The organism is Amycolatopsis sp. WAC 01416 (assembly GCF_003947485.1).
Taxonomy (GTDB): Bacteria; Actinomycetota; Actinomycetes; order Mycobacteriales; family Pseudonocardiaceae; genus Amycolatopsis.
Genome location: NZ_QHHX01000011.1, coordinates 262,982 through 289,363 on the forward strand (window position 1 = coordinate 262,982; position 26,382 = coordinate 289,363).

General features: G+C 68.9%; 27 protein-coding genes. 12 read left to right on the forward strand and 15 right to left on the reverse strand.

Features of this window, described 5'->3' with window-relative positions; all coding sequences use genetic code 11:
• Window positions 1–53 precede the first annotated feature (53 nt).
• The 6 genes from DL990_RS34065 to DL990_RS34090 all read left to right on the forward strand — a co-directional run bounded on the left by DL990_RS34065 (window position 54) and on the right by DL990_RS34090 (window position 8,793).
• Complete coding sequence (locus DL990_RS34065) at window positions 54–1,547, forward strand: alpha/beta hydrolase (RefSeq protein ID WP_125801181.1); 1,494 nt, start codon at window positions 54–56, stop codon at window positions 1,545–1,547.
• Window positions 1,548–2,150: 603 nt separating this feature from the next.
• A complete protein-coding gene (locus DL990_RS34070) occupies window positions 2,151–2,855 on the forward strand; it encodes a response regulator transcription factor (protein ID WP_125787782.1) in 705 nt (234 codons plus the stop codon).
• A 100-nt stretch (window positions 2,856–2,955) separates the two neighbouring features.
• Window positions 2,956–3,456, forward strand: coding sequence for a lamin tail domain-containing protein (locus DL990_RS34075; protein ID WP_125801182.1), 501 nt, complete (start codon window positions 2,956–2,958; stop codon window positions 3,454–3,456).
• A 55-nt stretch (window positions 3,457–3,511) separates the two neighbouring features.
• On the forward strand, window positions 3,512–3,769 hold the full coding sequence (locus DL990_RS34080) for a helix-turn-helix domain-containing protein (RefSeq protein WP_370308207.1): 258 nt from the start codon (window positions 3,512–3,514) through the stop codon (window positions 3,767–3,769).
• 132 nt (window positions 3,770–3,901) lie between these two features.
• A complete protein-coding gene (locus DL990_RS34085) occupies window positions 3,902–4,531 on the forward strand; it encodes a lamin tail domain-containing protein (protein ID WP_125787779.1) in 630 nt (209 codons plus the stop codon).
• 296 nt (window positions 4,532–4,827) lie between these two features.
• A complete protein-coding gene (locus DL990_RS34090; protein WP_233620660.1) occupies window positions 4,828–8,793 on the forward strand; it encodes a S8 family peptidase in 3,966 nt (1,321 codons plus the stop codon).
• Here the strand turns inward: DL990_RS34090 and DL990_RS34095 are convergent.
• The 3 genes from DL990_RS34095 to DL990_RS34105 form a co-directional block, all read right to left on the reverse strand.
• Entirely contained in the window at window positions 8,756–9,790 is a 1,035-nt protein-coding gene (locus tag DL990_RS34095) for a helix-turn-helix domain-containing protein (protein ID WP_125801184.1), read from the reverse strand. The genes DL990_RS34090 and DL990_RS34095 overlap by 38 nt on opposite strands.
• Window positions 9,791–9,871: 81 nt before the next feature.
• Window positions 9,872–10,642, reverse strand: a complete 771-nt coding sequence (locus tag DL990_RS34100; RefSeq protein WP_125801185.1) for an alpha/beta fold hydrolase — start codon at window positions 10,640–10,642, stop codon at window positions 9,872–9,874.
• Window positions 10,639–11,157 carry a PadR family transcriptional regulator gene (locus DL990_RS34105; RefSeq protein WP_125801186.1) on the reverse strand — a complete coding sequence of 173 codons (519 nt, stop codon included), beginning with the start codon at window positions 11,155–11,157 and terminating at the stop codon, window positions 10,639–10,641. The genes DL990_RS34100 and DL990_RS34105 overlap by 4 nt, the downstream gene beginning before the upstream one ends.
• Window positions 11,158–11,294: 137 nt before the next feature.
• Here DL990_RS34105 and DL990_RS34110 point away from each other — a divergent pair, with 137 nt between their 5' ends.
• Window positions 11,295–12,053 (forward strand): SGNH/GDSL hydrolase family protein, encoded by a 759-nt coding sequence (locus DL990_RS34110; protein WP_125787882.1) that lies wholly within the window; start codon window positions 11,295–11,297, stop codon window positions 12,051–12,053.
• On the opposite strand, the gene DL990_RS34115 is transcribed toward DL990_RS34110, so the two are convergent.
• The 5 genes from DL990_RS34115 to DL990_RS34135 form a co-directional block, all read right to left on the reverse strand.
• Window positions 12,044–12,616, reverse strand: coding sequence for a TetR/AcrR family transcriptional regulator (locus tag DL990_RS34115; protein ID WP_125787774.1), 573 nt, complete (start codon window positions 12,614–12,616; stop codon window positions 12,044–12,046). The two genes, DL990_RS34110 and DL990_RS34115, sit on opposite strands and share 10 nt — an antisense overlap.
• An 89-nt stretch (window positions 12,617–12,705) precedes the next feature.
• Window positions 12,706–13,218 carry an SRPBCC domain-containing protein gene (locus tag DL990_RS34120; protein ID WP_370451390.1) on the reverse strand — a complete coding sequence of 171 codons (513 nt, stop codon included), beginning with the start codon at window positions 13,216–13,218 and terminating at the stop codon, window positions 12,706–12,708.
• Window positions 13,140–13,457, reverse strand: a complete 318-nt coding sequence (locus DL990_RS34125; protein ID WP_125795946.1) for a metalloregulator ArsR/SmtB family transcription factor — start codon at window positions 13,455–13,457, stop codon at window positions 13,140–13,142. Before DL990_RS34125 ends, DL990_RS34120 begins: the two co-directional genes overlap by 79 nt.
• Window positions 13,457–13,843 carry a VOC family protein gene (locus DL990_RS34130; RefSeq protein ID WP_125787771.1) on the reverse strand — a complete coding sequence of 129 codons (387 nt, stop codon included), beginning with the start codon at window positions 13,841–13,843 and terminating at the stop codon, window positions 13,457–13,459. Before DL990_RS34130 ends, DL990_RS34125 begins: the two co-directional genes overlap by 1 nt.
• Window positions 13,844–13,868: 25 nt before the next feature.
• On the reverse strand, window positions 13,869–14,879 hold the full coding sequence (locus DL990_RS34135) for a hypothetical protein (protein ID WP_125801188.1): 1,011 nt from the start codon (window positions 14,877–14,879) through the stop codon (window positions 13,869–13,871).
• Between the two features lie 120 nt (window positions 14,880–14,999).
• Here DL990_RS34135 and DL990_RS34140 point away from each other — a divergent pair, with 120 nt between their 5' ends.
• The 3 genes from DL990_RS34140 to DL990_RS34150 are packed head-to-tail and all read left to right on the forward strand — an operon-like array spanning window position 15,000 to window position 17,400.
• Window positions 15,000–15,584, forward strand: a complete 585-nt coding sequence (locus tag DL990_RS34140) for an NADPH-dependent FMN reductase (RefSeq protein ID WP_125787769.1) — start codon at window positions 15,000–15,002, stop codon at window positions 15,582–15,584.
• On the forward strand, window positions 15,581–17,029 hold the full coding sequence (locus tag DL990_RS34145; protein ID WP_125801189.1) for a DHA2 family efflux MFS transporter permease subunit: 1,449 nt from the start codon (window positions 15,581–15,583) through the stop codon (window positions 17,027–17,029). Before DL990_RS34140 ends, DL990_RS34145 begins: the two co-directional genes overlap by 4 nt.
• Window positions 17,026–17,400 carry a MerR family transcriptional regulator gene (locus tag DL990_RS34150; protein WP_125801190.1) on the forward strand — a complete coding sequence of 125 codons (375 nt, stop codon included), beginning with the start codon at window positions 17,026–17,028 and terminating at the stop codon, window positions 17,398–17,400. The genes DL990_RS34145 and DL990_RS34150 overlap by 4 nt, the downstream gene beginning before the upstream one ends.
• On the opposite strand, the gene DL990_RS34155 is transcribed toward DL990_RS34150, so the two are convergent.
• From DL990_RS34155 to DL990_RS34185, 7 genes are all read right to left on the reverse strand, one after another.
• Window positions 17,390–17,872, reverse strand: a complete 483-nt coding sequence (locus DL990_RS34155; RefSeq protein WP_125801191.1) for a pyridoxamine 5'-phosphate oxidase family protein — start codon at window positions 17,870–17,872, stop codon at window positions 17,390–17,392. The two genes, DL990_RS34150 and DL990_RS34155, sit on opposite strands and share 11 nt — an antisense overlap.
• A 487-nt stretch (window positions 17,873–18,359) precedes the next feature.
• Window positions 18,360–19,679 (reverse strand): SPFH domain-containing protein, encoded by a 1,320-nt coding sequence (locus tag DL990_RS34160; protein ID WP_199746722.1) that lies wholly within the window; start codon window positions 19,677–19,679, stop codon window positions 18,360–18,362.
• A gap of 58 nt (window positions 19,680–19,737) precedes the next feature.
• Window positions 19,738–20,169, reverse strand: a complete 432-nt coding sequence (locus DL990_RS34165) for an NfeD family protein (RefSeq protein WP_125787764.1) — start codon at window positions 20,167–20,169, stop codon at window positions 19,738–19,740.
• Window positions 20,170–20,264: 95 nt separating this feature from the next.
• A complete protein-coding gene (locus tag DL990_RS34170) occupies window positions 20,265–21,080 on the reverse strand; it encodes a DUF3097 domain-containing protein (protein ID WP_125787763.1) in 816 nt (271 codons plus the stop codon).
• Window positions 21,081–21,177: 97 nt separating this feature from the next.
• A complete protein-coding gene (locus tag DL990_RS34175; RefSeq protein WP_125801193.1) occupies window positions 21,178–22,077 on the reverse strand; it encodes an aminoglycoside phosphotransferase family protein in 900 nt (299 codons plus the stop codon).
• Window positions 22,062–22,844, reverse strand: a complete 783-nt coding sequence (locus DL990_RS34180; protein WP_125801194.1) for an SCO1664 family protein — start codon at window positions 22,842–22,844, stop codon at window positions 22,062–22,064. Before DL990_RS34180 ends, DL990_RS34175 begins: the two co-directional genes overlap by 16 nt.
• 4 nt (window positions 22,845–22,848) lie before the next feature.
• Window positions 22,849–23,424, reverse strand: a complete 576-nt coding sequence (locus DL990_RS34185) for a DUF3090 domain-containing protein (RefSeq protein WP_125678033.1) — start codon at window positions 23,422–23,424, stop codon at window positions 22,849–22,851.
• A 121-nt stretch (window positions 23,425–23,545) separates the two neighbouring features.
• Between DL990_RS34185 and DL990_RS34190 the strand changes: the two genes are divergently transcribed.
• On the forward strand, window positions 23,546–25,486 hold the full coding sequence (locus DL990_RS34190; RefSeq protein ID WP_125801195.1) for a prolyl oligopeptidase family serine peptidase: 1,941 nt from the start codon (window positions 23,546–23,548) through the stop codon (window positions 25,484–25,486).
• Window positions 25,483–26,370, forward strand: coding sequence for an LD-carboxypeptidase (locus DL990_RS34195; RefSeq protein WP_125801196.1), 888 nt, complete (start codon window positions 25,483–25,485; stop codon window positions 26,368–26,370). The genes DL990_RS34190 and DL990_RS34195 overlap by 4 nt, the downstream gene beginning before the upstream one ends.
• Window positions 26,371–26,382 lie beyond the last annotated feature (12 nt).

A 26,382-nucleotide genomic window follows, 5' to 3' on the forward strand; every position in this document is an offset into this window, starting at 1 on the left:
GAGGGCACGGCCTCGAATACGCCCGTCGGTGATCACATCGAGATCGGGGAAAGATGACGAGACGGAAACGAGCCGCGGCACTGGCCGTGGTCCTCGGCCTCGCGGGGCCGCTGTTCGCGGCGCCCGCCGGGGCGGACGAAACCGCGAAGGGGCTGACGTGGGCCGCGTGTCCCGACGACGTGGCGGTGCCCGGCGGCATCGTGCTGCGATGCGCCACCGTGCCGGTGCCGCTGGACTACCGGAAGCCGGAGGGCGAGCGGATCGACGTCATGATCTCCCGGCTGGCCAGCACGAAACCGGCGGCGCGGCGAGGTGTGCTCATGCTGAACCCGGGCGGTCCGGGTGGGTCGGGGCTGTCGTTCCCCGCTGATCTCGCCTCGCACGGCATGCCCGCGAGTGTCCTGGACGGCTACGACGTGATCGGCATGGACACCAGAGGAATCGGGCATTCGACCCCGGTGAGCTGCGGGTTCACGGCCGAGCAGGAGTACATGGGCAACATCCCGCCGTACGCGGTGGACGAAGCGGCGGTCGCCGAGCAGGCGAAGATCGCGAAAGCGGTGGCCGCACAGTGTGCCGCGAACGACAAGGGCGGCAGGCTGCGGCATATTTCGACGGCGAACATGGCGAGGGACCTCGACCGGATCCGGGCCGCGCTCGGCGAGGAGAAGGCCAGCTTCCTGGGATACTCGTACGGTTCCGCGCTCGGCGCGGCGTACGCCTCGATGTTCCCCGAAAAGTCCGACCGGATCGTGCTCGACAGCAACGTCGGCGACACCCACCTCGATCGCGAAGGGCTGCGCAGGTTCGGGCTCGGCGCCGAGGAGACCTTCCCGGACTTCGCGAAGTGGGTGGCAGCACGGCATGAGTCCTACGGTCTCGGCCGTACAGCTGCCGAAGTGCGCAGGACGTACTTCGCGCTCGCGGAGAAACTCGACAAGGCGCCGGTGAACGGCCTCGACGGACGGTTGTTCCGGCTGGCAACGTTCGCGGGCCTCTACGGGAAGACGAGGTATGGGCAGACGGCGCAGTGGTGGCAGTCGGTCCGCGACGGCGACAAGGCAGCGGCGGCACGCGTCGCCGCCGAAGCGAAGCGCCTGTCCCCCGCGGCCGCGCCGTCGCCTGCGGACAACCCGTGGTCCGTGTTCCTCGCGGTGACGTGCAACGACGTCGCCTGGCCCTCGGACGTACGCACCTATCAGCGTGGCGTGGCCGAAGACCGCGAGCGCTACCCGCTCTACGGCGCCGCCGGAGCGAACATCGTGCCATGCGCGTACTGGCCCTACACACCGTCCGAACCCCCGGTGGCGGTCGAGGGCAAGGGCCCGGAGAACGTGCTGGTCGTGCAGAACCGGCGGGACCCGGTGACCCCGCTGCGGGGCGGGCAGCTGATCGACGAGAAGTTCGGTGCCCGGTCGCGGCTGGTGACCGTGGACGCCAGTGGCCACGGCGTATACGTCCTCGGCGGCAACGCCTGCGCGCTGAACACCACGACGAACTTCCTGATGTCGGGGAAGCTGCCGAAGCGCGACGTGTCCTGTTCCTGATCGACCGGTGGAGGGCCCGGGCGCGGTTCTGGGCCCTTACCACTGGCACGATCACACTTCATCACCGAAGTGCGGTGAATACGCTCTTCACCGGCCTCCCGGAAATATGATTCCCCGACGAAGTCTTTCAACGAAACGCACCGAACCAGTACGATGAACGGGCGCGAACGGATAAACCGAACGCCGGTTCATGCCCCGGCGAGAACCGGACGAAGACGAATCCGTCGGATCATCCTTCCCCTTGAGATCTCGGCGGCACAACGGATCCGGCCTTCCACGTGTCCCGTGCGACACGTTGGGAATTTGTATCCCCGATCCGCCGTCCGGCCCAAATCCGGCCATCTCATGTGGCGACTTTCCCTCTTGTCACCCGATTGCTGGTCCTCACCCGCGTGGAGAAGCGGGAAGATCCATACCGGACCGCGACGAAAGAGGATTCGGCGAAAATGACTACCGACGTCGCCGCGGCGGTCGGTTCGACGGATCGCCCGAGCGGCCGAACGTGTTCTTGGCGCATGCGGGCGCCGCCGGGACGACCCGGCCCGGACCGACCGCACGGCCCGGGGCCACCCCGGGCGTCCGTCAAATACCCCAAGGGGAACCATGAACCGCGTCACCACGCTCGTAGTAGACGATCAGCCCCTCATCAGATACGCGCTCAGCAGGCTGTTGCGGGATTCGGCAGGGGTGGGGGCGGTGGCCGAAGCCGCGAGCGAGCCGGAAGCGTTGTCGCAGTGCGAAAAGAGCCACCCCGACATGGTCATCACCGAACTGTCGATCTGGGGTGAGCCCGCCGGGACCGCGATCTGCCGGTTCGTCAAGGAACACTTCGAGCGCGCGGCCGTCCTGGTCTTCGCCGGTGACGCCTCGCCTTCGGCCATCGCCATGGCGCTGAACGCGGGTGCGGACAGCTTCGTGCACAAGTCGGCCAGCGGCGGCCAGGTGATGTCGGCGGTACGCTCCACCCTCGCCGGACAGCGGGTGTGCGTGCAGGCAGGCGGAACCCCGCGGCCGGTCACCGAAGCCGTGCGGTACGCGAGCCTGATGACCAGGCGGGAGGAGGACATCCTCGCGCTGATTCTCTACCGGTGGTCGAACGACGAGATCGCCGAAGAACTGCACCTCGCGACGCAGACGGTGAAGAACTACGTCAGCAGGATCCTGCAGAAACTGGGCTTCGGCAGTCGGCGCGACCTGTTCCGGGCACTGCGATTCCGGCCGGGCGGCACCCCGCTGCCACGGCTGGAGACCACGCCGCACGAAGGCGAGTTGCACGCCGCGGAACGGCTTGCCGGATACCGCGGCTAGGCCGGCCGGGTGGGCGGCGTACCGGAAGTACCGCGACCGGAGCAGGTTCGGTACCCACCGTATCCTGCGCCATCGAGATCGTTTTTCTAGCGTTGCGGTCATGACGAAGCCAGGCGTCCCGTTCGTGATCCTCGCGCTCGCCGGAACCCTCGCCCCGGATACCGTCCGGGCTTCGTCGGTCAAGATCCATGAGGTTCTCGGCGGCCCGGCCGGCTACATCGCCCTGCGCAACACCGGCGCCGTCACGCTCGACATCGGCGGTTGGTCCGTTCAGGCGTGCACAGGCGGAGCCGTGCCCGTCGAGCTGGCCACCATGCCTGCCGGGAGCGAGATCCCCGCCGGTGATCATTTCCTCATCACCGGACAGGGCTTCGGCGGGACCGTGCAGCAGATGGTCGTCGAGGCGATCGTCGGGGACGGCGAGATGCTGCTGGACCGGCGCGGAGCCCGGGTCGACAGTGTCGGTTGGGCGCCGTCGTCGCCCTGCCGCGAGAACCAGGCCGCCGTCGCCTGTCCCGGGTTCGCTCAGGCAAGGGACGCCGTCAGCCGCGACACCGACGACAACAAGGCCGACTTCGGCTGCGTACGGCCACTCCCCTGAGATCCGCTCCCCGACCGGTTTCGAATCCGTGTGCCCGCATCAGAAAGGTTCGGTCGTGACCCCCCTGTGCGAACTACTCGCCGAACAACGAATCGCGAAAGGCTGGTCGCAGTGCGACCTGGTCGCGAAGTTGCATATCCGCTCCGGCAACGACAGCGTGACGCGAGAGGAGATTTCCCGCTGGGAGCGAGGAAAACGTATCCCCGGCCCGTATTGGCGGCAACGGCTCAGCGACGTATTGGGCACGCCCAGCCGGGAGCTGGAACTCGCCGCCGCGGTCGCCAGAAGACAGCGGCGGAAAATTATCGACTGACGGGAAAGTACCGGAAAACTGGCCCCTTTCCGGCGACGCACCCGTTCTCGGATACTTATCTGGTCGCCGCCGGATGAAAGGATTCCGGTCCGGCGAACAGATCCCCGATAATCTGGCTGAAAGGAATTTCTCATGCGACGAATTCTGGGTGCTTCGGCGGTTTTCGCGATGCTGGCGATGGGTATGGCGGGCGGTGTCGCGAACGCGGCGGGCGAGAGTGAGGGGACCGAGGCCGCGCCGCTGGTCTCGTCCACGGTGGTGGTCAACGAGGTTTCGACCCGCGGCGTGAACGGCCTGCTCGACGAGTACGTCGAGTTGCGCAACGTCTCGAACCAGCCGCAGGACGTGAGCGGCCACGTGATCCGCATCTACTCGCCGTCGAACGTCGTGGTCGACACGATCGTCCTGCCGGCGGGCACGATCCTGCAGCCGAAGGGCAACCCCGGCCAGTACGCCGTGCTGGTCGGGCAGAACTTCTCCGGCACCATCGGCGACCAGACGTACGTCATTCCGTTCACGCTGACCGGCACCGAGGGCATCCCGACCCTCGGTGGCGTCTCGGTCCAGAACCTGGCCGGCGCGAAGATCGATGGTGTCGCCTTCAGCAACGCGGTCATGGCCGCACGTGAAGGCCAGGCGGCGACTCCGGAGAGCACCGTCACCGATTCGCTCAACGCGGCGAACACCCGCAACATCCTGAGCACCGACACCGACAACAACCGGCAGGACTTCTCGCTGCAGCTGCGCTCCCCGGGTCTGTAAGGCTTGTAGTACCGACCCGTTTCGCCCGGGCCCGGGCCGCCGTCGGCGGTCCGGGCCCTTCCATGGCGGTATCTCGCCAACGGCGACATACCGCCACCGAGAGTTGTGTTCATCTGAGAACTCCTGCCTCATCCTCTGGGAAATCCCTTTCGCGGCGGCCGTGACCACGGCCGCTTCGTGATATCCGAGGAGAGTGAGGCTCGATGCTTCCCCGTTCCCCTCACGTGACGAGACGCCCACGGCACCCATCGGCGATTCTGGCGGCCTCCGCTCTGGTCGCCCTTTCCCCGTTACCGGTGACCGCGACCGCCGCGACCGCCGCCCTGTCCGGACCCGTTCCCGTCGCCGGGCGGCCGGACGTCCACCGCGTCACGTTGCTCACCGGCGACGTGGTGACATACGAGCGGGACGGCGCCGGACACGGCAGCGCACAGGTCGAACCGGCGGTGCGGCCGGACCGGCCGAGTCCGGCGTTCCAGATCACGACCACGGCCGAAGGGCTGATGGTGTACCCGTCGGACACGCTTCCGTTCGTCGGCAAGGGATTGCTGAGCCGGGACCTGTTCAACGTGACCGCGCTCGTCGCCGACCGGCGTGACGACGCGGCGAGCGCCACGATCCCCGTCATCGTGCGCTACGGCGACCGATCGGGTCTGTCCGCGCAGTCGCTGGACGCGAAGGCGAAAGCGCTCCCGCAGACCCGGCGACGCACCCCGCTCGTCACGGCCAACGGGGTGGGAGTGCAGGTCGAGAAAGCGGGGACGGTCGAGTTCTGGCGCTCGCTCGTCGCGTTCGACGCAGGCGGAAAGCCCGTGCTGAGCCAAGGGATTTCACAGGTGCGCCTCGACAGGAAGGTCCGGGTGGCGCTGGACAAGAGCACCGGTCAGGTCGGTGCGCCGTCGGCGTGGAGCAGCGGGTGGACCGGGAAGGGGACCACGGTCGCGGTGGTGGACACCGGGATCGACGCGAACCATCCCGACCTGGCGGGCAAGACGATCGCCTCGGCGGATTTCAGCGGAGAAGGCGACGCAGTGGACCGCCATGGCCACGGCACCCATTGCGCGTCGATCATCGCCGGCACCGGTGCGGCGTCGGACGGCCGGTACAAGGGCGTGGCGCCGGACGCGAAGCTGGTGGTGGCCAAGGTTTTCGACGCCTCCGGTGAGGGTGACACCGCACAGGTCATGGCCGGGATCGACTGGGCCGTCGCGCAGGGCGCGAAGATCGTGAACCTCAGTCTCGGTGCCGGTGTCAGCGACGGAGCCGACCCGTTGAGCGAGCAGGTCGACACGCTTTCGGCGAAGTCCGGCACGCTGTTCGTGGTCGCGGCCGGGAACTCCGGGCCTGGCGACCGGACCGTCACCACTCCGGGGGCCGCGACGTCCGCGCTCACGGTCGGGGCGGTCGGCAGGGACAACTCGACCGCGTGGTTCAGCAGCCGCGGCCCGCGCCTGCGGGACGCCGCCGTCAAGCCGGAGATCACCGCACCGGGCGTCGGGATCGTCGCCGCGCGGGCCGCGGACACGGCGATGGGCGAGCCGGTGGACGACTCCTACACCACGTCGTCGGGCACTTCGATGGCGACGCCGCACGTCGCGGGCGCCGCGGCGATCCTGCTGCAACAGCAGCCAGGACTCACCTGGCGGGAACTGAAGAACACGCTCGTCACCACCGCCAAGGACGTCGGTCTTCGCTGGTATGAGCAGGGTTCCGGTCTCCTCGACGTCAGACGTGCGGTCTCGCAGAAGGCGACCGGAACCGCCGTCGCGAGCTTCGGGCGTAACGAGCGGAAGATCACCGGCACGGCTCAGGTCGTGCGGCAGCTGTCCTACACCAACGCCGGGGACCAGCCGCTGGCACTGAACCTGAAACTGACCGTGCGGCCATGGGACAGCGGCACCCAGCCCGGCACCGGGATGCGCCTGGCGAAACCGAACCTGTCCATCCCGCCGAAGTCCACCACCACCGTCGACCTCGCCGTGGACCCGAGCCAAGGGGTGGCAGGCGTCTACGGCGGCACGGTGGTGGCCACGACCGCGGACGGGGCCACCACCGTGCGGACGTCCGTGAGTACCTACAACGCGGCCGAGCTGTTCCCGGTGACGATCCGGGTGCGGGATTCGGCGGGCGGCCAGGCTCAGCTCGCCTCGGCCCAGCTGATCGACGACGCGGCCGGTGCGGGTAACCGCAATGACCCCTTCCTCGACCAGGTCAGCCAGCAGGTCGGCCTGGTCGACGGCGTCGGCAGGGTGCTCGTGCCCGCCGGGCGCTATTCGGCACTCGGCTGGGTGATGGAGCGCGGGCTGACCGTGCGCCGCTGGTCGGCGATGAGCGCGACGCAGGTCTCTGTCACGGCCCCGGCCGAGATCTCGCTGAACGCGGCGAGCGCCGTCCCGGCCGGGCTGGTCACGCCCACTCCCACCGACCTGCGGGACCGTACGGTGATGCTGCGGCGCGTGATTCCCGGCGGGGCGGGCGTGAACGGCTACGTCGGCGAAGCCGGGCTGACCGTGGGCGCGGGTTGGGACGTACGCGTGACCCCCGCGGCGGCCACCTCGGCAGGCGCGATTGCGTTGCAGGACAGCGCGACGCTGTCCCAGACCGCGGTCGAAATGCGGGTCGTCGGCGGCGGCTCGCCCGTGCTGAATCCCGCGTACGACGTGCCGACGCTGACGGCGAAGTCACCCGGTGAACGAACACTGCCGGTCGTGTTCGGCGGCGCGGGTGGCGCGAGTGATCTCGCCGGTCTCGACGTCCACGGGAAGGCCGTCCTCGTGCGGATCCCGGTCCAAGCCGGGTCGCCGAACCCGGTGGGCGACGTCTCCACCGGCATCGCGAACGCGGCACGCGCGGTGGCCACCGCGGGTGGGGCCGCCATGATCCCTTACGCCGGTTCGCCGGGTTCGCTGAGTGTTCCTGGCCTCAGCAGTTCGGTGGTGCCGACCCTGTCCCTCGGCTGGGACGAAGGCGAGGCGCTGCGGACCGCCGGCGCGGTTTCGGTGCGGTTGCTGGTGCGCGCGGCTCCGGACGCGATGTACAACCTCAGCTACCTCGACGCCAACGGTGTCCCGAAGGAGCTCGTCCGGCGTGTCGACCAGAAGTCCTTGGTCGCCACGAAAACCGCCTACCAAGCCGAAAGACCCGCGCTGAGCGCGCAGAAGAACTGGTACGCCTTCCCGACCGGGCTGTGGAAGACGCAGGTGGTGCAGGGCACGAAGATCCCGGTGCCGGGCGCGTGGACCGAGTACACCGGTCCGGCGGACGATCGGCTGGTCTGGAAACGGGTGGTCACCCTTTCCGGCACCGACACCGCGGGCCGTCGCGCAGCGCTGTCCATGAACGCGCAGAACATCTACCGCGCGGGCGAGCGGTCGAGGCCGGACGAGAGCTGGTTCCGCGCGCCGCTGCGCGGCGGGTCGGTCGAACTGCCATCCGACCATCCGGCTCGCTACCCGGCGACGGCCCGTGGCTGGGCGGTGCTGTGCTCGATGTGCCGCGGCGGCACGGACCCCGACCTCTTCGTCCCCGGGGCGCAGTGGATGGACGGCACAAGCGATGCGGGTTCGGGTGGGCACTACACGAATCCGTACGAGAACGCGCGGTACTTCGCGGCGACCACGGTGCGGTTGTACAAGGACGGGAAAGAGATCCCGCGATCCAATGCGGACGACCCACTCGCCCTTCTCCCGGTGTTCCGGCTCGCTCCCGCTCCCGCCACGTACCGGCTGGACGTGACCGACGTGATGCCCGGCCAGGCTCAGGTCGGCGTCCCGAGCGGCGTGCTGTTCCAGAACGCCCCGCGGACCGACACGTCGTGGACGTTCGCCTCGGCGCGGTCCGAGGCCGCGTCACCACTCGGGTTCTCCTGCTACGAATCGGGCAACGCGTGTTCCTTCCAGCCGCTCATCCAGCTGGACCATCGGCTGCCGCTGGATCTCGGCGGCCGCGCGCCGGCAGGGCGCCCGTTCACCTTCGACGTGTTCGCCGGGTCGCACAGCGGCGCGCGGGCTGGCGGGCCGGTGACTCAGCTGCGGGTCTCGGCGTCGACGGACGGCGGACGCACCTGGACGGCGGCGGGCGTCCGGCCGCACGGGAACGGGCTGTGGTCGGTGACGGTGGCCCATCCGCGACTCGCGGCGACCGACGGGTCCGTCTGGCTGCGCTCGGACGCACGGGACGGCTCCGGCAACACCGTGACACAGACGGTCCAGCGGGCCTATGCGCTCACGGACGTGGCGAAGGCGAACCCGCGTCTTCGATGATGTCCTCTTCACGCGGGGGCGGGGTCGCCGGCAAGGTGACCCATCCCCGCGTGGCGACCTGAAGCCCGGCTTGGAAGCGGGTGGTCGCGCCGAGTGCGGTCATGAGGTCACGGAGCCGTCGCTGGAACGTCCGGTAGCTCATGCCGAGCTGCTTGGCGATGCTTCGGTCGGGCAGCCCGGTGGTGAGCAGCGCGAGCAGGCGGGCGTCGTCGGACGGCGCGACGTCCGTCTGCTCGACGGAGCCGGGCATGTGCAGCGGAAGTCCGGTCTGCCAAAGGAAAGCGAAGACCGCGCTGAGCGCGTCGAGCAGAGCGCACGGGTGGATCACCAGTGCCGTGCCGACCTGGGGAAGATCGGCACGCAGCGGCACCAGGCCGAGTCGCCGGTCGACCACGATCATCTTCAGCGGGGCGGTGGTGACCACGCGGGCCTCCTCGCCGAGAGCGAGCCCCGCCTCGATGTCGGACGACAGATCGTGCAATTCCAGCGCACTGCGCTCGTAGACCCCGCGGAACCGCACACCCCGGTTGAGAAGGTCACGTTCGGCGGGGTGCAGCACACTCGGCGGTTGCGCGTAAGGCGGCTTGTTGACGAAAGCGACCTCCTGCTCGGCCGAGCGCAGCAGCTGATCGGCCCGGTCGGCGATGAGCGCGTCCCCGTGGACCACCTCGATGAGGTCGACCGGCCGTTCGCCGGCCGTCTCCCGGTACCGCTCGCGCAACCGGTCGGCGACCAGTCGCGCACTCGCGAGTTCCCGCTCCTTCTGCCGGAGCATCGCCTCCAGCGCGATCTCCGGTCGCACCGCCGAATACGCCTTCACCGGACCGGGCAGCCCGGTGAGCAACCCTTTTTCGGTCAGCGAGCGCAGAATCGGGAGCAGCCGCTGCTCGGACAACCCGGTTCGCCGCCGGATTTCGGCGACGGTCATCGAACCGGTTCCGGCGAACGCGTCGTAGACCTCGACGTCGATTTCACTCAGACCGATGATGTCCAGCAAATTAGCTCCCGCCGAGGTCGCTTTCGCCTGACCATACCGCTGGGCTTCGGCAGGCAAAAGGGACCGCGCTCGTCCAGGCGGTCACCCCACGAGACGCGGATCGACGGCTCCCTCGAGCCACGTGCGCAGAACACCGTTGAACAGTTCCGCGTCCTCCACATTCCAGATGTGATGCATCCCCGGCGCCACCCGGGAACATGTCTGTGGCGCGACTCGCGCGATGTCCGACAGGGATCGCCGCACCGCCGCGGAATCCTTCTCCCCCGCGATCGCGAGCAATGGGCCCCGATAGCGGCGTGCTTCCGCGGGCACCCCACCCGCGCACACTTCGGCGACCATCGCGGACTCGGTCTCCCGGCGCACCGAAAGACCGTGCTCGACATATCGGGCGCGTGAGTCTTCTGGGAGCCCGAAGACCGAGGCTTGCGCGCGCCAGAACCAGCGGGTCCGCAGCAAGGCCAGCTGCATCTTGCAGTACAGGCGCAACCCGACACCGGCGGGCACGAGCGGCGCGCTGGTCAGAAGCGCCGAACCCACCCGGTCCGGATGCCGCGCCAGCACACGCAACGCCGTGAGGGCTCCGAGCGAAAGCCCGACGAGATCGAAGGGGCCGGCGACCCCGTGACCGGACACCCTCGCGACGACGTCGTCCGCCACCGCGTCCAGTCCCGGCCAGTCCTCGCCGACCCGCTCACCGAAGCCCGGCAGATCCGGCGTGAGCACGGTCCGGTCGCCGAACGCGGACAGCTGCGGCTCCCACATCCAGTTCGCGGCGTTGCCGCCGTGCAACAGCACCAGAGGCCGCTTTGTCGCATCCGTCCCGGCGAAGTGCACTTCAGGGAACGCGCTCACGCGAGCTCCTCCTCGACAGCGTCGAGCCAGGCCAGTTCGACGCGCAGATGCGCGATCCCGTTGTCCAACGTGGACAGTCGCAGCCGGGCCGCGCGGTCGGACGCCGCAGACTCGGCCCGCGTCCGTTCGAACTGCTCCAGCCTCGATCGGGTCGCCTCGCGATGTCCTGCCAAGAGTGAGCGGAAGGCGTCGTCGCCGAGGTCCGCGCCGAAGAACACCCGCGCGAGGAACGGATCGCGCTCGACGTGACGCTCGGGCTCACTCGCCAGCCACTCGGCGAGAGCCGTCCGCCCCGCGGCGGTGATGCGGTGTTCCTGCCGGTCCGGTGCTCCGGAACCGGCCACCTTCTCGACATCGGCGAGCCCGTCGGTGACGAGTTGGGCGAGGGTGCGATAGATCTGCGCCTTGTCCGCCGCCCAGAAGTGCCCGACCGTCGAGTCGAAATGGCGTTTGAGGTCGTAGCCGGTCATGGGCGCGAGGGCGAGTAACCCCAGGATCAGGCGGGAGAGAACCATGCCCCTAGTAGACAGATCACCTATATGACTTGTCAACTAGTGGCCATCCAGGAGGGTGCACCCGGTCCAGTGCGCCCGTCTGGGTAACATCCGGGTATGCCATCACCATTCGAGGGGGCCGCCTCGTGTCTTCCGCGATAAGCAAGCGCTTAGTCACCCTCGGGGACTCCTTCACCGAGGGTGTCGGCGACGAGGACCCGTCGTCGCCCAACGGCGTCCGCGGCTGGGCAGACCGGGTCGCCGCCACCCTCGCAGCCAACCACCAGGACTTCCGCTACGCGAACCTCGCGATCCGCGGCAAACTCCTCGGACAGGTCCTCGCCGAGCAGCTCGACCCGGCACTCGCGCTGCACCCGGACCTCGTGACGCTGTACGCCGGCGGCAACGACCTGATGCGGCCGAAGGTCGACATCGACGCCCTCATCGACGACTACGACATCGCTGTCGGCAAGGTCGTGGCCACGGGTGCGCGGGTCATCCTCTTCACCGGTGTCGACGGGGTCGAAGACGCGTTGTTCCGCAGGATCCGCGGCCGCGTCGCGATCTACAACGAGCACGTCCGCGGCATCGCCGCGCGCCACGGTGCGCTGCTGGTGGACATGTGGGCGATGCGGCAACTGCGGGACAGGCGACTGTGGGCACCGGACCGCCTGCACCTGAACTCGTTGGGGCACAACGAGATCGCCATCGCCGTCCTCGACGCGCTCGGCGAACCGCACAAGCTGGCGTCCGCCGAGCTCGGACCGCGCCCGCTGCTGAGCCCGCAGGCGCGGCGCACCGAGAACCTCCAGTGGGGCAAGGAGCACGCTGTCCCGTGGATCAAGCGCAGGCTGCGTGGCGAATCGTCGGGCGACGAGCTCGCGCCGAAGCGGCCGGCGATGGACCCTTACGCCTGACGCGGCCGAAGCCCGTCGAAGAGGATGCAGATCGTCCGGGCCCGGAACTCGGGTCCGGCATGCTCCGCCGCCTTCGCCGTTCCGATGATCACCGGGATCAGTTCGTCGACTCCGAGATCCTTGCGGACGTCGCCGGTGTCCTGCGCCCGGCTGAGCAGTACGCCGAGCGCGTCCTTCAGGCGGACGCCGATGACCGCCCCTGCCGACGGAACGCTGACTCCGGCCGCCGACAGGGCTTCGAAGTAGGCGTTCTTGGCACCCGACATCTCGATCCAGCCGGTCAGGAACCCGAAGAATGTGGCGCCCGGGTCGGGTGAGTCGGCGGCGACCGTAGTCTCCGCTTCGTCGACGAATCGGTGAAGGCGTGCGAAGAGCACCGCCTCCAGAAGCGCCTCTTTCGTCGGAAAGTGCCGGAACACGGTGCCAACTCCGACGCCTGCTTCGCGGGCGACTTCCTCTGTCGGCGCACTGGTGCCTTTGGCCGTGAAGACGCGCTCCGCAGCCTCCAACACCCGTGTGCGGTTACGGCGGGCATCGGCTCGGAGCGGTTTCTCGTCCGTCACAGCGGGGATCCTAGACCCGATGTCGAGAGCCTGTCCGGCGACTCGGGTCTCGGGATCGACGATGGAGGAATCGGGACGTTCAACGCCCTCTAGTCCGCCATCTCGTCCAGCACACGCGCCAGTGCCTTCGGAACCCCGGTGCGCCAGCCGCCGCCCATGATCCGGCGTGACATCCGCTGGAACTCGTCGTCGAGATCGAAGCCCTCGTGACTGAGGAACAGCCTGGTCCCCCGGCCCTCCGGCTCGAGCCGCCACGTGACCGTCCACTCCGGACCCCAGCTGATGCTCAGCAACCGTTCCGGCTCGACGGCCAGTACCTCGCAGGCGACCGGGCCACCCTCGAATCCGGCAGCGGGAACGGGGTCCGCGAGCAGTTCGAACCGGTGTCCCACAACGGGTTTGATGTCGTTCGGCATCCGGAGCCAGCGTTCGAGCAGCTGTGGTTCGGTCAGCGCGCGCCACACCTTGCGGGGCGGATGCGCCAGGAACTGATCGACATGAATGGCCGTCGGGTCCTCGTCGTTCAGAACTCCTCCTCGTCCAGCAGGTCGCGCAGGTTGCCCAGCTTGCCGCGCCAGTAGCGCTCGTAGGGCGAAAGCCAGTCGGAGACCTCTTGCAGCGGAGCGGCCTCGAGAGAGTAGACGCGGTTGCGCCCCTGCCGCTCTTCCCGGACGAGGCCGGCCTCGCGCAGCACCCGAAGGTGTTCCGAGAGGCTGGGCCGCCGCATGTCGAAGCGTTCGGCGATCTCCCCCGCCGCGCGCGGGCCGTCGAGGAGGATGCCCAGCACCTCACGGCGGGCCGGGTTGGCGAGCGCGGCGAAGACGTCGTCGTTGACCGGCACTAGCGCGGCCAGCTGCCGTAGCCGGACGGTTCGAGCAATCCCATCGCGTTGCCGTCGGGATCCTTCAACGAGGTCACGCGACCCCACGGCATCTCCTCCGCGTCGTCGACCTCGATGCCCTGGGCGCGAAGCTCGGCGATGTCGGCATCGACATCGGCGGTGCTCAGCTGGAAATGCACGCGCGTCTCGTGGTCGAGCCCGCCGACCGCGCGGTCGACAAGGACGATGCCGGTCTCCGCCCCCTTGGGGCCGACCATGACGAACGGGCCGTGCGGGCCGCTGACGTCGACGATCAGGTCGAAACCGAGCTTGCCGACGTAGAAGTCGCGCGCCCTGGCCTGATCGGCGACCGGAACGGTGAGGAACTGCACGCGTTCGATGTTCATGCCGCCACCATACGTAGGAGATTTCCTACATGTCAATCCCGGTCCCTTCGACGGAAAGGAACATCTGCGCGCCACGAGAGTCAGGCGCCGCCTTCGAGTCGTCGAACACCCGCGGTCGCCGGGTGAAGCCGTCCGCTTCCAGGGCGGCCATGAGATCCCAGATCAACTCGTGGGTCGCCACGACCAGACCGACTTCCCGAAGATCCCCCGGCAGCACGGAAACGATCTTCTCCGCGATCCGCAGGCCGATCTCGTGAACGGGATCCTCGTCCCGCCTCCCGATGACCGGAATCGTCGGCCTACCGCTGTCGTCGACGAGCGTCCACGCTTGCCCGTCCTCGGTCACGACGGATTCGCGCGGAAGGTCGCCGCGGGAAACCGAGCGCAGCGACTGCCGCACAGACTCGGCCTCGGCCAGCCGATTCAAGGCCCGCACGGTCGGCTCCGTCCAGACCATCGTCAGCCTGACTCCGGCTTCCTCGACTTCGTTGGTACCCATCGCACCCTCACGTGAAGGATGAACCGCCCAGAAGGCACCATTCCAGTAGGGGCGCTCGATACTCAATTCCGTGGAAGGAAGCAGGCCCTCCACCCGGAGGCGATCCCAGACGAGGCCATCGATCACGTAGCCGAAGAGCACCCCGTAGGCGCAATGCGCCAGCCCCTGACCTACCAGGACATCAGTGAGCGCGGAGACATCGTTCGCGATTCCCGGCACGATCGCGTCGGCGAGCCGTGCCGTCCGGGTGCGCAATCCGGCCGTCTGCTCGGAGCCGAGTACGGGAAACGTGGTCACCAGGCGATCGCCTTCGACGGAAATGAGGCGATACGCCCGCAACAGCGCGATCTGACTGTCCAGCGGATCGAAACCCAGTTCCCGCAGTTCCGTGCGACTGACCCCCAAGCGTGCGTGAAAAAGCAGACGGCCGTTGTCGTCCATCCTCACAACATGATGAGGCGTGCTTCGCGCACCGAGGCAGAAGCAATGCAGTCCCCATTTCGCCAGGTCATCCGGGTCAGCGCCGAAGTCGTCCATGACCGAAGGCTTACCACGACGACCACCCTTACAACCTCTACTTAACTAGAGGTCCAGGGTTCGTGACCAGAGCCGCAAGAGCTTGAGTTCGCCTATGGACGAGCTTTTAGCGTCTTCGGCATGACCACGGAAAACACCACCCAGTCCCCCCTTCGCCTCGCCGTGATCATCGGCAGCGTCCGGCACGAACGATTCGCCGACGCCATCACGGGCTGGCTGCTGACCGAACTCGCCGCGATCGACGGACTGGAGGTCGACCCCATCGACCTCGCCGACATCGATCTGCCCTTGCAGGGAACACAACCCGGCGGCACCGAGACGGTGATCAGCGACAGGCTGCGCGCGGCCGACGCCTACCTCGTCGTCACCCCGGAGTACAACCACAGTTTCCCGGCGGCGCTGAAGAACGCGATCGACTGGCACTTCACCGAGTGGGCGTACAAACCCGTCGCGTTCGTCGGCTACGGCGCCGGTTCGGGCGGTATCCGCGCGATCGAGCAACTGCGGCTGATCTTCCCCGAACTGCGGGCCACCACGATCCGTGACGCGGTGCTGCTGAACGCGCCGTGGACCCGCCTGGGCCCGAACGGGTACGAGGGCACCGACGGCGAGCGCGGCGCGCTGGTCGCGACGATGACCGAACTGGGCTGGTGGGCCCGCACTCTGCGCGCCGGACGCGTCGCGGCTCAGGCGAGTGCGGCATGAACCGCCTGACCGGACAAGAACTGCGCATCGCCGCGGTGATCGCCCTCGGCGGGTTGATGGCCGTTCTCGACACCACGATCGTCGCCGTCGCGCTGCCGCGGTTCATGACGACCTTCTCCTCGTCCCTCACCACGATCCAGTGGATCGCGACCGCGTACGCACTCGGCATGGTCGCGGCGATGCCGCTGGCGGCGACCTTCGCGCAACGCTGGGGAGCGCGCCGGGTGTACCTGGTCGCACTGCTCGTGTTCGCGGCGGCGTCCGCGGCCGCCGGAGCCGCCGGCGATCTGCGCTGGCTGATCGCCGCACGGGCGGTGCAGGGCCTCGCCGGCGGCCTCATCAATCCGCTGGGGATGACCATCGGTTTCGGCGCGGTGGCCCCGGAACGCCGGAGCCGGATGACCACGATCACCGGTCTGCCACTGCTGATCGGGCCGATCCTCGGCCCGATGCTCGGTGGACTCCTGCTGGACAGCTTGTCGTGGCGGGCGCTGTTCTTCATCACCGTTCCGCCCGCCCTGCTCGGCGTCGCCGGCGTGCTGCGCTGGGTGCCCGCCGACACCCCGTCGGCGGAACGTGCTCCGATCGATTTCGCCGGCGGCCTGCTGCTCGTCCCCGGTGTGGTCGCGGTGGCGTACGGATTCAGCGAAGAGACGGTCGGCATGGACGTCCGGGTGGCGATCGTCGCCGCCGGACTGGTGCTCATGGCCTTGTTCCTCCGAAGGTCGTGGGGGCATCACGCGCCGCTGCTGAACGTCCGGCTCCTGCGCGACCGGACGTTCGGGCGCAACGCCGCGGTCCTCGTCCTGTACGCCGGGCCGTACTTCGGCTCGATGCTGTTGATGCCCGCCTACATTCAGGTGATGCGCGGCGATTCGGCCATGATCAGCGCGCTGATGATGGTGCCGAGCACGATCGGGATGGGCCTCACCATCCAGTTCGCCGCCCGCGTACTGGAACGCTTCGGCCCGCGGATCGTCGTCGGAACCGGGCTGAGTCTCGCGATCATCTCGACCGCCCTGACCATCCTCGTCCTGACACCGGACACGCCTTACCCGGTGCTGGCGATCTTGGGAGTGCTCCAAGGGGCGGGCACCGGCGCGATCATGATGCCCACCATCGTGAGCGCGGGCCGGAACCTGCGCGGCCCGGACCTCGCGTCCGGTTCCGCGATCCTTCCCCTGTCCAGCACCATCGCGAGCGCGGTCGGCACGGCGGTGGTGAGCGCGGTGTTCACCGGGCTGATCGCGGCCGCCACCGCCGGGCAGGGTCTCGCCGCGCTGAGCGATCCGTCGGCGGGCTCGACGCTCACCGGGGAGGTCGTCGACGCGTATCGTCTGACACTCGTCGGTGTCCTCGCGGTCATGGTGCTCGCCCTGGTGGTCAGGCTGCGGACCAAGCCCGCTCCGGCAGCGGAACCCATCACGGTACGGAGCGCAGCATGACGACGCCGACACACTCACTGGCGGAAGCCCGGCTGACCGTCAGTGAGGTCGCGAGCAAGGCCGGGGTCTCGGCCAACGCCGTCCGCTACTACGAGCGCTACCGCGTGATCACCGCCGAACGCACCGCCGGCAACGCGCGTCGGTTCACGATCGACGCCATCTGCCGGATCCGGCTCGCGGTCGCCGCCCAGCGGGTCGGGCTCAGCCTCGCCGAAAGCGCGGAGATCCTGGCCGAGATCCCGCCGATGTCCTCCGACCTCGGGCAATGGTCACGCGCCGGGCAACGACTGGTCGACGCCGGGCAGGCCCGCATCGCCGAACTCGCCGCCGTGGTCGACGAGTACCGGACGCTCGATTTCATCAGGGGCTGAACGGTCCGTCGGCCGCGTTCGACCAGCGGAACACCGGGCGGTTCTCCAGACCGGGGTAGGCCACGGCCATACCCCGGTCAGGGGACATCGACCACAACCGCGCGTCAGGCGACGCGGCATGCTCCGCCCAGGACGGCGACCAGCCGGGAACGTAGCGCTCGTAGATGCGGCGGATCCGGCTCACGTCCTTGGCCTCCAGCCTCGCCGGCCCGGTCATCCGCACCTGACGGACATCGTCGGGCGGGGCGAAGGTCGCGACCATGACAGCGACTTCGCGATTGTCGCGAGCCGCGGCCAGGAACGGTGACGGCGAGCCGTCGGGCACCGGGGTGTGGAACCACAGCCTGCCCTCCTCGGCCACGAACCACATCATCGCCAGCGCCGGCTTCCCCCGGGAGGTGGTGGTGGCGACACTGGCAGGCAGGCGCGGCTCGTCGAGGAACCCCTGTATCGCGAAAACCGATGAGTCCATGGCGTCACCCTGCAACCTCGACCGGGGTCGAGGTCCAGTGACGATCCGGATTTCGTCGCCAGGGGAACGAGTGTTCTTGCCCTCTTGAGTACATGAAGGACCCCTTCCTTGCGCCTGGCGCAGTGAAGGGGTCCTTCATGTACCTCGGCACGGTGTGAAGGTCGAGTTTCCTCGGCTGAGCCGAGGGAAGGGGGCCTTCACGCGCAGCCGCTGTGACCGCTGGTGCACGTGGCGATCACCGAGTCCCGGATCAACCGCAGCCGGAACCCCACGTAGATACCGAGGACACCCTTGACCCTAACCCTCACGACCGCCACTCACTTGACCAGCGGCTACATGACCTCGCCGGCCCCTCGGCGCAGGCGGGGAAACTCGACCTTCACACCGTGCCGGCAGTCCGTGAAGGCCCCCTTCACGGACTGCCGAAGCCCCTAAGGCAAACAAAGAGGGCCGCCCCGATCGGGGCGGCCCTCTTCCTTCACCTGACTCAGTGCTGCGGCGGACCGCCCTGCGGCCCACCGAACGGACCCTGCTGCGGGAACGGGCCACTGCCCGGCCCCTGCGACGGCGGCCCCTGATACGGGCCACCCTGCGGACCGGCAGGCGGCTGCGGCAACCGGGAGGGCGGCGGAACCTGAGGCTCCGGTGCGGCCTCCGGCTCGGGAGCGACCTGACGCGGAGCGGGCGGCTCCTGCCGCGGCGTCGCGACACCCAGCGCCGGAACTTCCTTGCGTGCCACGGCTTCCGCCGCCGCGACGGCCTCGGCGACCTTCGGGTCGCTGGAGGTGTCGAACCAGCCCTGGACCTCTTCGTCCTCCAGGTCCGGCTTCTCGACCGGTTCTTCCTTCGGCGGTTCGTAGCGGAACACGCCGTCGTCACCGGGGGCGCCGAGCGCGCGGGCGAAGCCTTCCAGGGCCTTGCCGTAGTCGCTCGGAATCATCCAGACCTTGTTCGCGTCGCCCTGCGCCAGCTGCGGAAGGGTCTGCAGGTACTGGTACGCCAGGACCTCGGGCGTGGGACGCCCGGCCTTGATCGCCGCGAAGACCTTCTCGATGGCCTTCGCCTGACCCTGCGCCTGAAGGTACCGGGCGGCACGTTCACCCTGCGCCCGCAGGATCCGCGACTGCCGCTCGGCCTCCGCGCCAAGGATCGCGGCCTGCTTTGCACCTTCGGCCGCGAGGATCTGGCTCTGCTTCTGACCTTCCGCGGTCTTGATCGCCGATTCACGCTGACCTTCGGCGGTCAGGATCATCGCGCGCTTCTCACGGTCGGCACGCATCTGCTTCTCCATCGAGTCCTGGATGGAGGGCGGCGGGTCGATCGCCTTCAGCTCGACACGGGCGACGCGGATGCCCCAGCGGCCGGTGGCCTCGTCGAGCACCCCGCGAAGCTGGCTGTTGATCGAGTCACGCGAGGTCAGCGTCTGCTCGAGGCTCATGCCGCCGACGACGTTACGCAGTGTCGTGGTGGTCAACTGCTCGACACCGACGATGTAGTTCGAGATCTCGTAGACCGCGGCGCGCGAGTCGGTCACCTGGAAGTACACGACCGTGTCGATCGACACGGTCAGGTTGTCCTCGGTGATCACGGGCTGGGGCGGGAACGAGACGACCTGCTCGCGGAGGTCGATCCGCGCCCGCACCTTGTCCAGGAAGGGCACCAGAAACGTCAGGCCGGGAGAAGCCACCGTCCGGAACCGGCCCAGCCGTTCGATCACAGCGGACTGCGCCTGCGGCACCACCATGATCGCCTTGACCACGACGACGACCACGAACAACGCGAGCAATCCGACGACGATGAACACCACTGTTTCTGACAACTACCTTCCCCTTACGTAGAAACCCTTTGCTGTTCGGCCGTCCGGCTCACAGCTCGGCGGAGACGACCGCCGTGGCGCCCGAGATCTCGACGACCGTCACCGATGTCCCTGGGGCGATCGGTTCCCCTTCGGTCATGGCCCGGGCCGACCAGACGTCACCCGCCAGCTTCACCTGCCCGGCTTCGACGTCCACTGTGGACACTACTACCGCTCGCGCGCCGATCAGCGCGTCGGTGTTGGTCTTGATGTCCGGTCCCGCGAGGAACCGGCGTTTGAGGGCGGGCCGGACGAGGGCGAGCATCCCGACCGAGGCGACGGCGAACACCGCGACGTCGATGAACGGGTTCCCGGTCAGTGCGGCGGAGCCCGCCCCGAACAGGGCTCCCGCACCGACCATGAGCAGGAACAGGTCACCCGAGAGCAGCTCGGCGATGATCAAGAGGATCCCGGCGATCAGCCAGATGAGAGCGCCTGTCATGCGTTCATGCTCCCAGATCGCGCCGATTCATACCGAGGAAGCGAAACCGACGTGACCGACGCGTAACCTTGAGTGACCTCGCGCGAACCGGTCATTCAGGACTCCTCGCCCGGGTCGGAGACGAAGTCGATGAGCCGCTCCACCGCTCCGATCAGCGGCGTTTCCAGATCCCGGTAGCTGCCGACCGCCGCCAGCACGCGCTGCCAGCCCTCCCACGGCTCGCCCCAGCCGAGCGCGTCGCAGACACCCTGTTTCCACTCCGTGCCACGCGGGATCTTCGGCCAGCCGCGAATGCCGACGACCGCGGGTTTCACGGCCTCCCAGATGTCGATGTACGGATGTCCGGTGATCAGCACGTTCTCGTCACGGATTCCGTCGACGATCCGGGATTCCTTGCTTCCCGCGACCAGATGGTCCACCAGCACACCGAGGCGCCTGCCGGTTCCGGTGCCGAATTCGTCGATGCGATCGGCGAGCACGTCCACACCATCGAGTGGTTCCACCACCACGCCCTCGACCCGCAGATCGTGTCCCCAGACCCGTTCGACGAGTTCGGCGTCGTGCTTGCCCTCCACCCAGATGCGCGAATCGCGGGCGACCCGGGCCTTGAGCCCTTGGACCTGGACAGACCCGGACGCGGAAATCCGCCTGGCCGGGGTCTTCGGGGCCGCCTTCGCGGGCACCAGCGTGACCGGTTTGCCTTCGAGCAGGAAACCCGCGGGATTCAGCGGGAACACGCGGTGCTTGCCGTGGCGGTCTTCGAGGACGACGTTGCCGTACTCGATCTTCACCACGGCACCGCAGTAGCCGCTGGCCGGGTCTTCGACCACGAGCCCGGGTTCGGCGGGCACCTCGGGGATCTTCCGCTTGCGCGGACCGGACAGCACGTCGTCGTACGAATGGGAGCGCACGGCGATCGACGCTATCGGGGCACGCGGTCGACGTCTCCCCGCCACGCCGGTCAGGCGGCCATCCGCCGCCCTGCCGACGTCGATCGCGGACTCAAGTTCACCGACAGAATGACAGCATCGCTTCGACGAACGGGGTCCGCTCACCCCGTTCGAGCGGGCGCATCACGAACAGCGGCGCGAGTGCGACGCACCACGCGCGCACTCGTCCGGCGTCGAATCCGGGAAGGTGCGGGGCGATCGCGTCGAAGCCGTCTTCGAGCGTGCCGCCTTCTTTCATCGGCAGCGTGACCCAGTCGGCCAGATCGAAGGACGGGTCGCCGACGCTCGGCCGCGGATCGATCGCGACCGCGCCCCGTCCGGGCCCGCCGTCGAGGACGTTGCCCGGATGCAGGTCGCCGTGCACGATCGCGGTCTCTCCCCCATCGGTCGCGAGAGCCAGCGCCCGCAGCCGGGCGCGATCGAGCGTCTCCAGCGACAACGTGGACGCGGCCACCGATCCGCGCAGCCCTCGCTCGGCGAGGCCGTACATGAAGGTGACCCGGTCTTCCAACGTCGAGAAGCCTGACGGCGGAGTCACCGCATGGATCTGGGTCAGCAGATCGCCGACCTCCGCCCACGGCACGTTCGCCCCCGCCTCCAGCAACTGCGCGCCGGGATCGATGCCCTCCAGCAGGATCGCCCCGTCGGCGAGTTCGGTGGCGAGCACCTGCACGACCCGCGAACAGCCGTCCCACGCGCGGAGCGCGGCGGCCTCGGACTCGGCGATCGCGTGATCCGGGGTGAGTTTGAGGACCTTCTTGGCGCCGTCTTCCCCAGCACAGATCAGGGTCCGGCCGGTGTTGCCGGGTTTCGCGTCGACGACGGTGAGCCCCCACCGCGCCGCCAGCCGCGCCACGAGCGCGGGCAGTTCGTCGCACCAGGTCGTGACGTCGTCACCGAACCGCTTGACCAGGCGTGCGCGGGCCTGATCGTCCAGCACCTTCAGAACAGCGGCCACGGAATGGCGCGCCAGTCGTCGCCGGGCTCCGGGAAGACACCCTCCGCCAGCAGCAGGTCGGTGCGCTCGGCCAGCGCGCGGATCTCGAAACCGGTGAGGTGCTCGCCGAGCGCGTCGCCGAGTTCGCCGTCCAGCCGCTCGCGCAGACCACGAAGCCTGCCCACCTCGGCCTCGCTCAGCCGCTCGCCGATCCAGCCCCAGAGCACCGTCCTCAGCTTCGGGTCGGTGTGCAGGCAGATGCCGTGGTCGACGCCGTAGATCCGGCCGTCGGCACCGGCGAGCACGTGGCCGCCCTTGCGGTCGGTGTTGTTGACCACGATGTCGAGCAGGGCGAGTTCCCGCATCCCCTGCCGGTCCGCGTGCGCGAGCACCGCGGGTTCCCCGTCGCGATCGTGTGCGTGCAGCACGACGCGCCAGTCGTCCGGCAGATTGTCCGGGGAGCGGACGTCGACCAGTTCCTCGTCGGTGGTCTCGATCCACAGCTGCACCATGCCGGGCCCGAACGGCCCGTCGCGCAGCACCGTTGGCGGGATCGCGCCGAGCCCGGAGGCTTCGGCGACCATGGCCGTCGCGACCTCGCGACCGGCGAGCGTCCCGTCCGGGAAGTCCCACAACGGCCGCTCACCCGACACCGGTTTGTACACGACGTTGCCGGTCACGCCGTCGAGTTCGATCGTGCAGAAGAGCGTGACGTTGGAGGCGTCGACGAGCCTGCCTTCGACGTCGATCTTGCCGCGCGCCACCAGCTCCCGCGAAGTCTCCGTCACCCTGTCAGTCCTCGAGGACGTCGACGTCGCGCCGGTACCCGTTCTGACGCGGGCAGATGTGGCCCGCCGGATCGAGCGGCTCGGCGCACAGCGGGCACGGCTTGCGGCCGGCGTTGACCACCCGGTCGGCCCGCTCCGCGAAAGCGCGCGCCGCGCCAGGGCTCAGGAAGACACGGACGGCGTCCGGACCTTCTTCGGTGTCGTCCAGAACGACCGTTTCGTCCACCTCGCCTTCCGTCATCGCGAGCAGTTCGATGACGACGGCGCTGCTCTCCGCGTCCCAGCCGAGACCCATGGTGCCGACGCGGAACTCCTCCTCGACCGGAACCGTGAGGGGGTCGACGTCGAGGAGCTCGTCGGGCGCGTCGTCCGGTACGTCCGCGCCGAACCGGCTGGCGACCTCTTCCAGCAGCGATCCGAGCCTTTCGGCCAAGACCACGACCTGCTGTTTTTCGATCGTCACACTGATCGTGCGGACGTCCTCGGACGCCTGGAGGTAGAACGTGCGGTCGCCGGGCTCACCGACGGTTCCTGCGACGAACCGGTCGGGCTGGCGGAAGACGTGGATTACGCGAGACATGGCACCGTTGACCCTAGGCCACGGCCCCATGATCGGCATCCGCCGCCCCAAGGTTCAGCCAAGGGCGAAACCGCCACGCCCCGGGCCGTCATCGGCAAAGGGACGAACCTAGTCTTCCCTTGTGGTTGAGATCGCCCCTTACGGCACCTGGACGTCTCCCCTGTCGGCCGCCGATGTCGCGGCCGCGGGAGTCAGCGCGCAATGGCTCGGAACGGCGGGAAACGAGGTGTGGTGGGCCGAAGCGAGAACCGGTGAGGGCGGCCGCGTGACCCTCGTGAGGTCCCGCGCCGACGGCACCGTCGAAGACGTCCTTCCCGCTCCGTGGAACGTCCGGAACCGGGTCCACGAGTACGGTGGCCGCCCCTGGCTCGTCCTCGGCGACGACCTGGTCTTCACCCACTGGGCCGATCAGCGCGTCTACCGCCGCGACCTGACCACCGGCGAGACGACCCCGCTCACTCCGGAACCGGCCACGCCGCACCAGATCCGCTACAGCGACCTGCGGCCCGGCCGGACCGGCGAAGTGTGGCTGGTGCGCGAACGCAGCACCGGTCCCCGGCGCGTGGACATCGCCCGCGACCTCGTCGCCGTTCCTCTCGACGGCGGCCCGGAACGGGTGTTGACGGCCAGTCACCACTTCCTCACCGCGCCGCAGCTCTCCCCCGACGGCACGCGTGCGGCGTGGATCGGCTGGAACCATCCCGCGATGCCTTGGGACGGCACGGAACTGTGCGTCGCCGGACTCCGCGAGGACGGGACCTTCGGGCCCCACCGCGTCCTCGCCGGCGCGGCGGACGTCGCCGTCTGCCAGGTCGAATGGGAGACGGCGGACAGTCTGCTGGCGCTGCTCGACCCGGACGGCTGGTGGAACCTGCACCGCGTCGGACTCGACGGCGGCATCACGAACCTCGCGCCGTCGGAGCAGGAGATCGGCGGTGCGCAGTGGAAACTCGGCGCCCGCTGGTTCACGCCGCTCGGGGACGGCAAGTTCGCCGTCATCGCCTCGGGCAAGCTCGCCGTCCTCGACGAGACGACGCGGCAAGTGACCCCTGTGGCGGCCGCCGCCGACCTCACCGCGTGGTCCACCAACGGTTTCGCGATCCACGAAGGCCGCGTGGTCGGCGTCGCGGCAGGGCCTGCCCGCGAAGACACCGTCGTGAAGGTCGATCTCGAAGCCGGGACGGTCACCGAACTCGCGTCGGCGCCCGAACCGCCGTCACCCGCCTACCTGTCGACGCCCGTGGAGCGGATCTTCAAAACCGAAGACGGCGACCAGATCCCCGCTTTCGTCTATCTGCCCGCGAACGCCGACTTCGCCGCGCCGGACGGCGAACGTCCGCCGTTGTTCGTGTACCCGCACGGCGGACCGACCGGCCGGGACAGCGCGGTGCTCGACTACGAGATCGCGTACTTCACCAGCCGCGGGATCGCCGTCGTCACGGTGAACTACGGCGGCTCGACCGGATACGGCCGCGCCTACCGCGAACGGCTGCGGGAACAGTGGGGCGTCGTCGACGTCGCGGACTGTGTCACCGTCGCCGAAGCCCTCGCCGCCGAAGGCACCGTCGACGGCGACAGGCTGGCTATCCGCGGCGGCAGCGCCGGCGGGTACACCTCCGCCGCCTCGCTGACCACCACGACGACCTACCGCGCGGGCACCGTGATGTACCCGATCCTCGACCTCGGCCAGTGGACCGGTGACGGCGGCGAGACGCACGACTTCGAGTCCCGCTACCTCGACGGGCTGGTCGGGCCGCTGCCGGAATGCGCACAGCGCTACCGGGACCGGTCGCCGATCAACAACGCGGGCACTCTCGCCGGCCCGTTGTTGTTCTTGCAGGGCCTGGAGGACGAGATCTGCCCGCCGGAGCAGGCGGATCGGTTCGTGGCCGGGCTGGCTGGGCGCGGCATCGAGCACGCCTACCTGAGGTTCGAGGGCGAGCAGCACGGTTTCCGGAAGGCGGAGACGATCGTGGCCGCACTCGAAGCGGAGTTGTCGTTCTACGGTCAGGTCTTCGGCTTCGAAACGCCCGGCGTGCCGAAGCTTCGGCTGAGCCGATGAGGCCGTCGAAGACGCGGCCGGGCGACACGATCGCCTTGGTCGCCCCGGCGGGTCCGGTCCCGGCGGATCTGGTCGAGAAAGCGCTGCCGGTCCTCCGCGGCTGGGGCGTCGAAGTCCACGTCGGCGAGTGCGTCCGCGCGGCGTCCACCGGCTACCTGTCGGCATCCGACGAGGCACGGGCCGCCGAGTTCACCCGCGCCTGGCTGGACCCCGGGGTGACCTGCGTCCTCGCCGCCCGCGGCGGCTACGGCTCACAGCGGATGCTCGACCTCGTCGACTGGACGGCGCTGCGGGCGGCCGGGCCCAAGATGTTCGCCGGGTCGAGCGACGTGACGGCGCTGCACCTGGCCGTGAATGTCCACTTGGGACTGGAGACGCTGTTCTCGCCCATGCCCGCGACCACGCTGTTCGACGCGGGCGCCGCCGAACACCTGCGGCTTTCGTTGTTCGAGCCGGACTCCGTGCGGACGATCGCGTCGCCGACGTCGTCACCGCTGGTGCCGGGCACCGCGACCGGCACACTCGTCGGCGGCAACCTCGCCCTCCTGGTCTCAAGCCTCGGCGCTCCGGAACAAGGCTCTGCCCGCGACGCGATCGTGGTGCTGGAAGACGTCACCGAGAGCCTCTACCGGATCGATCGGATGCTCACGCAGTTGCTCCGTTCCGGCTGGCTCGACGGCGTCCGCGGCTTCGTGCTGGGTTCGTGGAAGGCCTGCGGTGAACCCGAGGCGATCCGAGCCCTGATGCTCGACCGTCTCGGCCCCCTCGGCGTGCCCATGGTCTGGGAATTCGGCGTCGGGCACGTCCCCGCGTCGCCGACCATCCCCCTCGGTGCACGGGCCACCCTCGACGCGGACGCGGGCACCCTCCAGGTTTTGCCATAATGGCAACGGAAC

Bases quoted from the DNA above. Each gene is read 5' to 3' on its own strand.
- DL990_RS34065 (WP_125801181.1), top strand. From the start codon at position 54: ATGACGAGACGGAAACGAGCCGCGGCACTGGCCGTGGTCCTCGGCCTC.
- DL990_RS34070 (WP_125787782.1), top strand. From the start codon at position 2,151: ATGAACCGCGTCACCACGCTCGTAGTAGACGATCAGCCCCTCATCAGA.
- DL990_RS34075 (WP_125801182.1), top strand. From the start codon at position 2,956: ATGACGAAGCCAGGCGTCCCGTTCGTGATCCTCGCGCTCGCCGGAACC.
- DL990_RS34085 (WP_125787779.1), top strand. From the start codon at position 3,902: ATGCGACGAATTCTGGGTGCTTCGGCGGTTTTCGCGATGCTGGCGATG.
- DL990_RS34105 (WP_125801186.1), bottom strand. From the start codon at position 11,157: ATGGTTCTCTCCCGCCTGATCCTGGGGTTACTCGCCCTCGCGCCCATG.
- DL990_RS34130 (WP_125787771.1), bottom strand. From the start codon at position 13,843: ATGAACATCGAACGCGTGCAGTTCCTCACCGTTCCGGTCGCCGATCAG.
- DL990_RS34135 (WP_125801188.1), bottom strand. From the start codon at position 14,879: ATGGACGACTTCGGCGCTGACCCGGATGACCTGGCGAAATGGGGACTG.
- DL990_RS34140 (WP_125787769.1), top strand. From the start codon at position 15,000: ATGACCACGGAAAACACCACCCAGTCCCCCCTTCGCCTCGCCGTGATC.
- DL990_RS34145 (WP_125801189.1), top strand. From the start codon at position 15,581: ATGAACCGCCTGACCGGACAAGAACTGCGCATCGCCGCGGTGATCGCC.
- DL990_RS34150 (WP_125801190.1), top strand. From the start codon at position 17,026: ATGACGACGCCGACACACTCACTGGCGGAAGCCCGGCTGACCGTCAGT.
- DL990_RS34155 (WP_125801191.1), bottom strand. From the start codon at position 17,872: ATGGACTCATCGGTTTTCGCGATACAGGGGTTCCTCGACGAGCCGCGC.
- DL990_RS34165 (WP_125787764.1), bottom strand. From the start codon at position 20,169: ATGACAGGCGCTCTCATCTGGCTGATCGCCGGGATCCTCTTGATCATC.
- DL990_RS34185 (WP_125678033.1), bottom strand. From the start codon at position 23,424: ATGTCTCGCGTAATCCACGTCTTCCGCCAGCCCGACCGGTTCGTCGCA.
- DL990_RS34195 (WP_125801196.1), top strand. From the start codon at position 25,483: ATGAGGCCGTCGAAGACGCGGCCGGGCGACACGATCGCCTTGGTCGCC.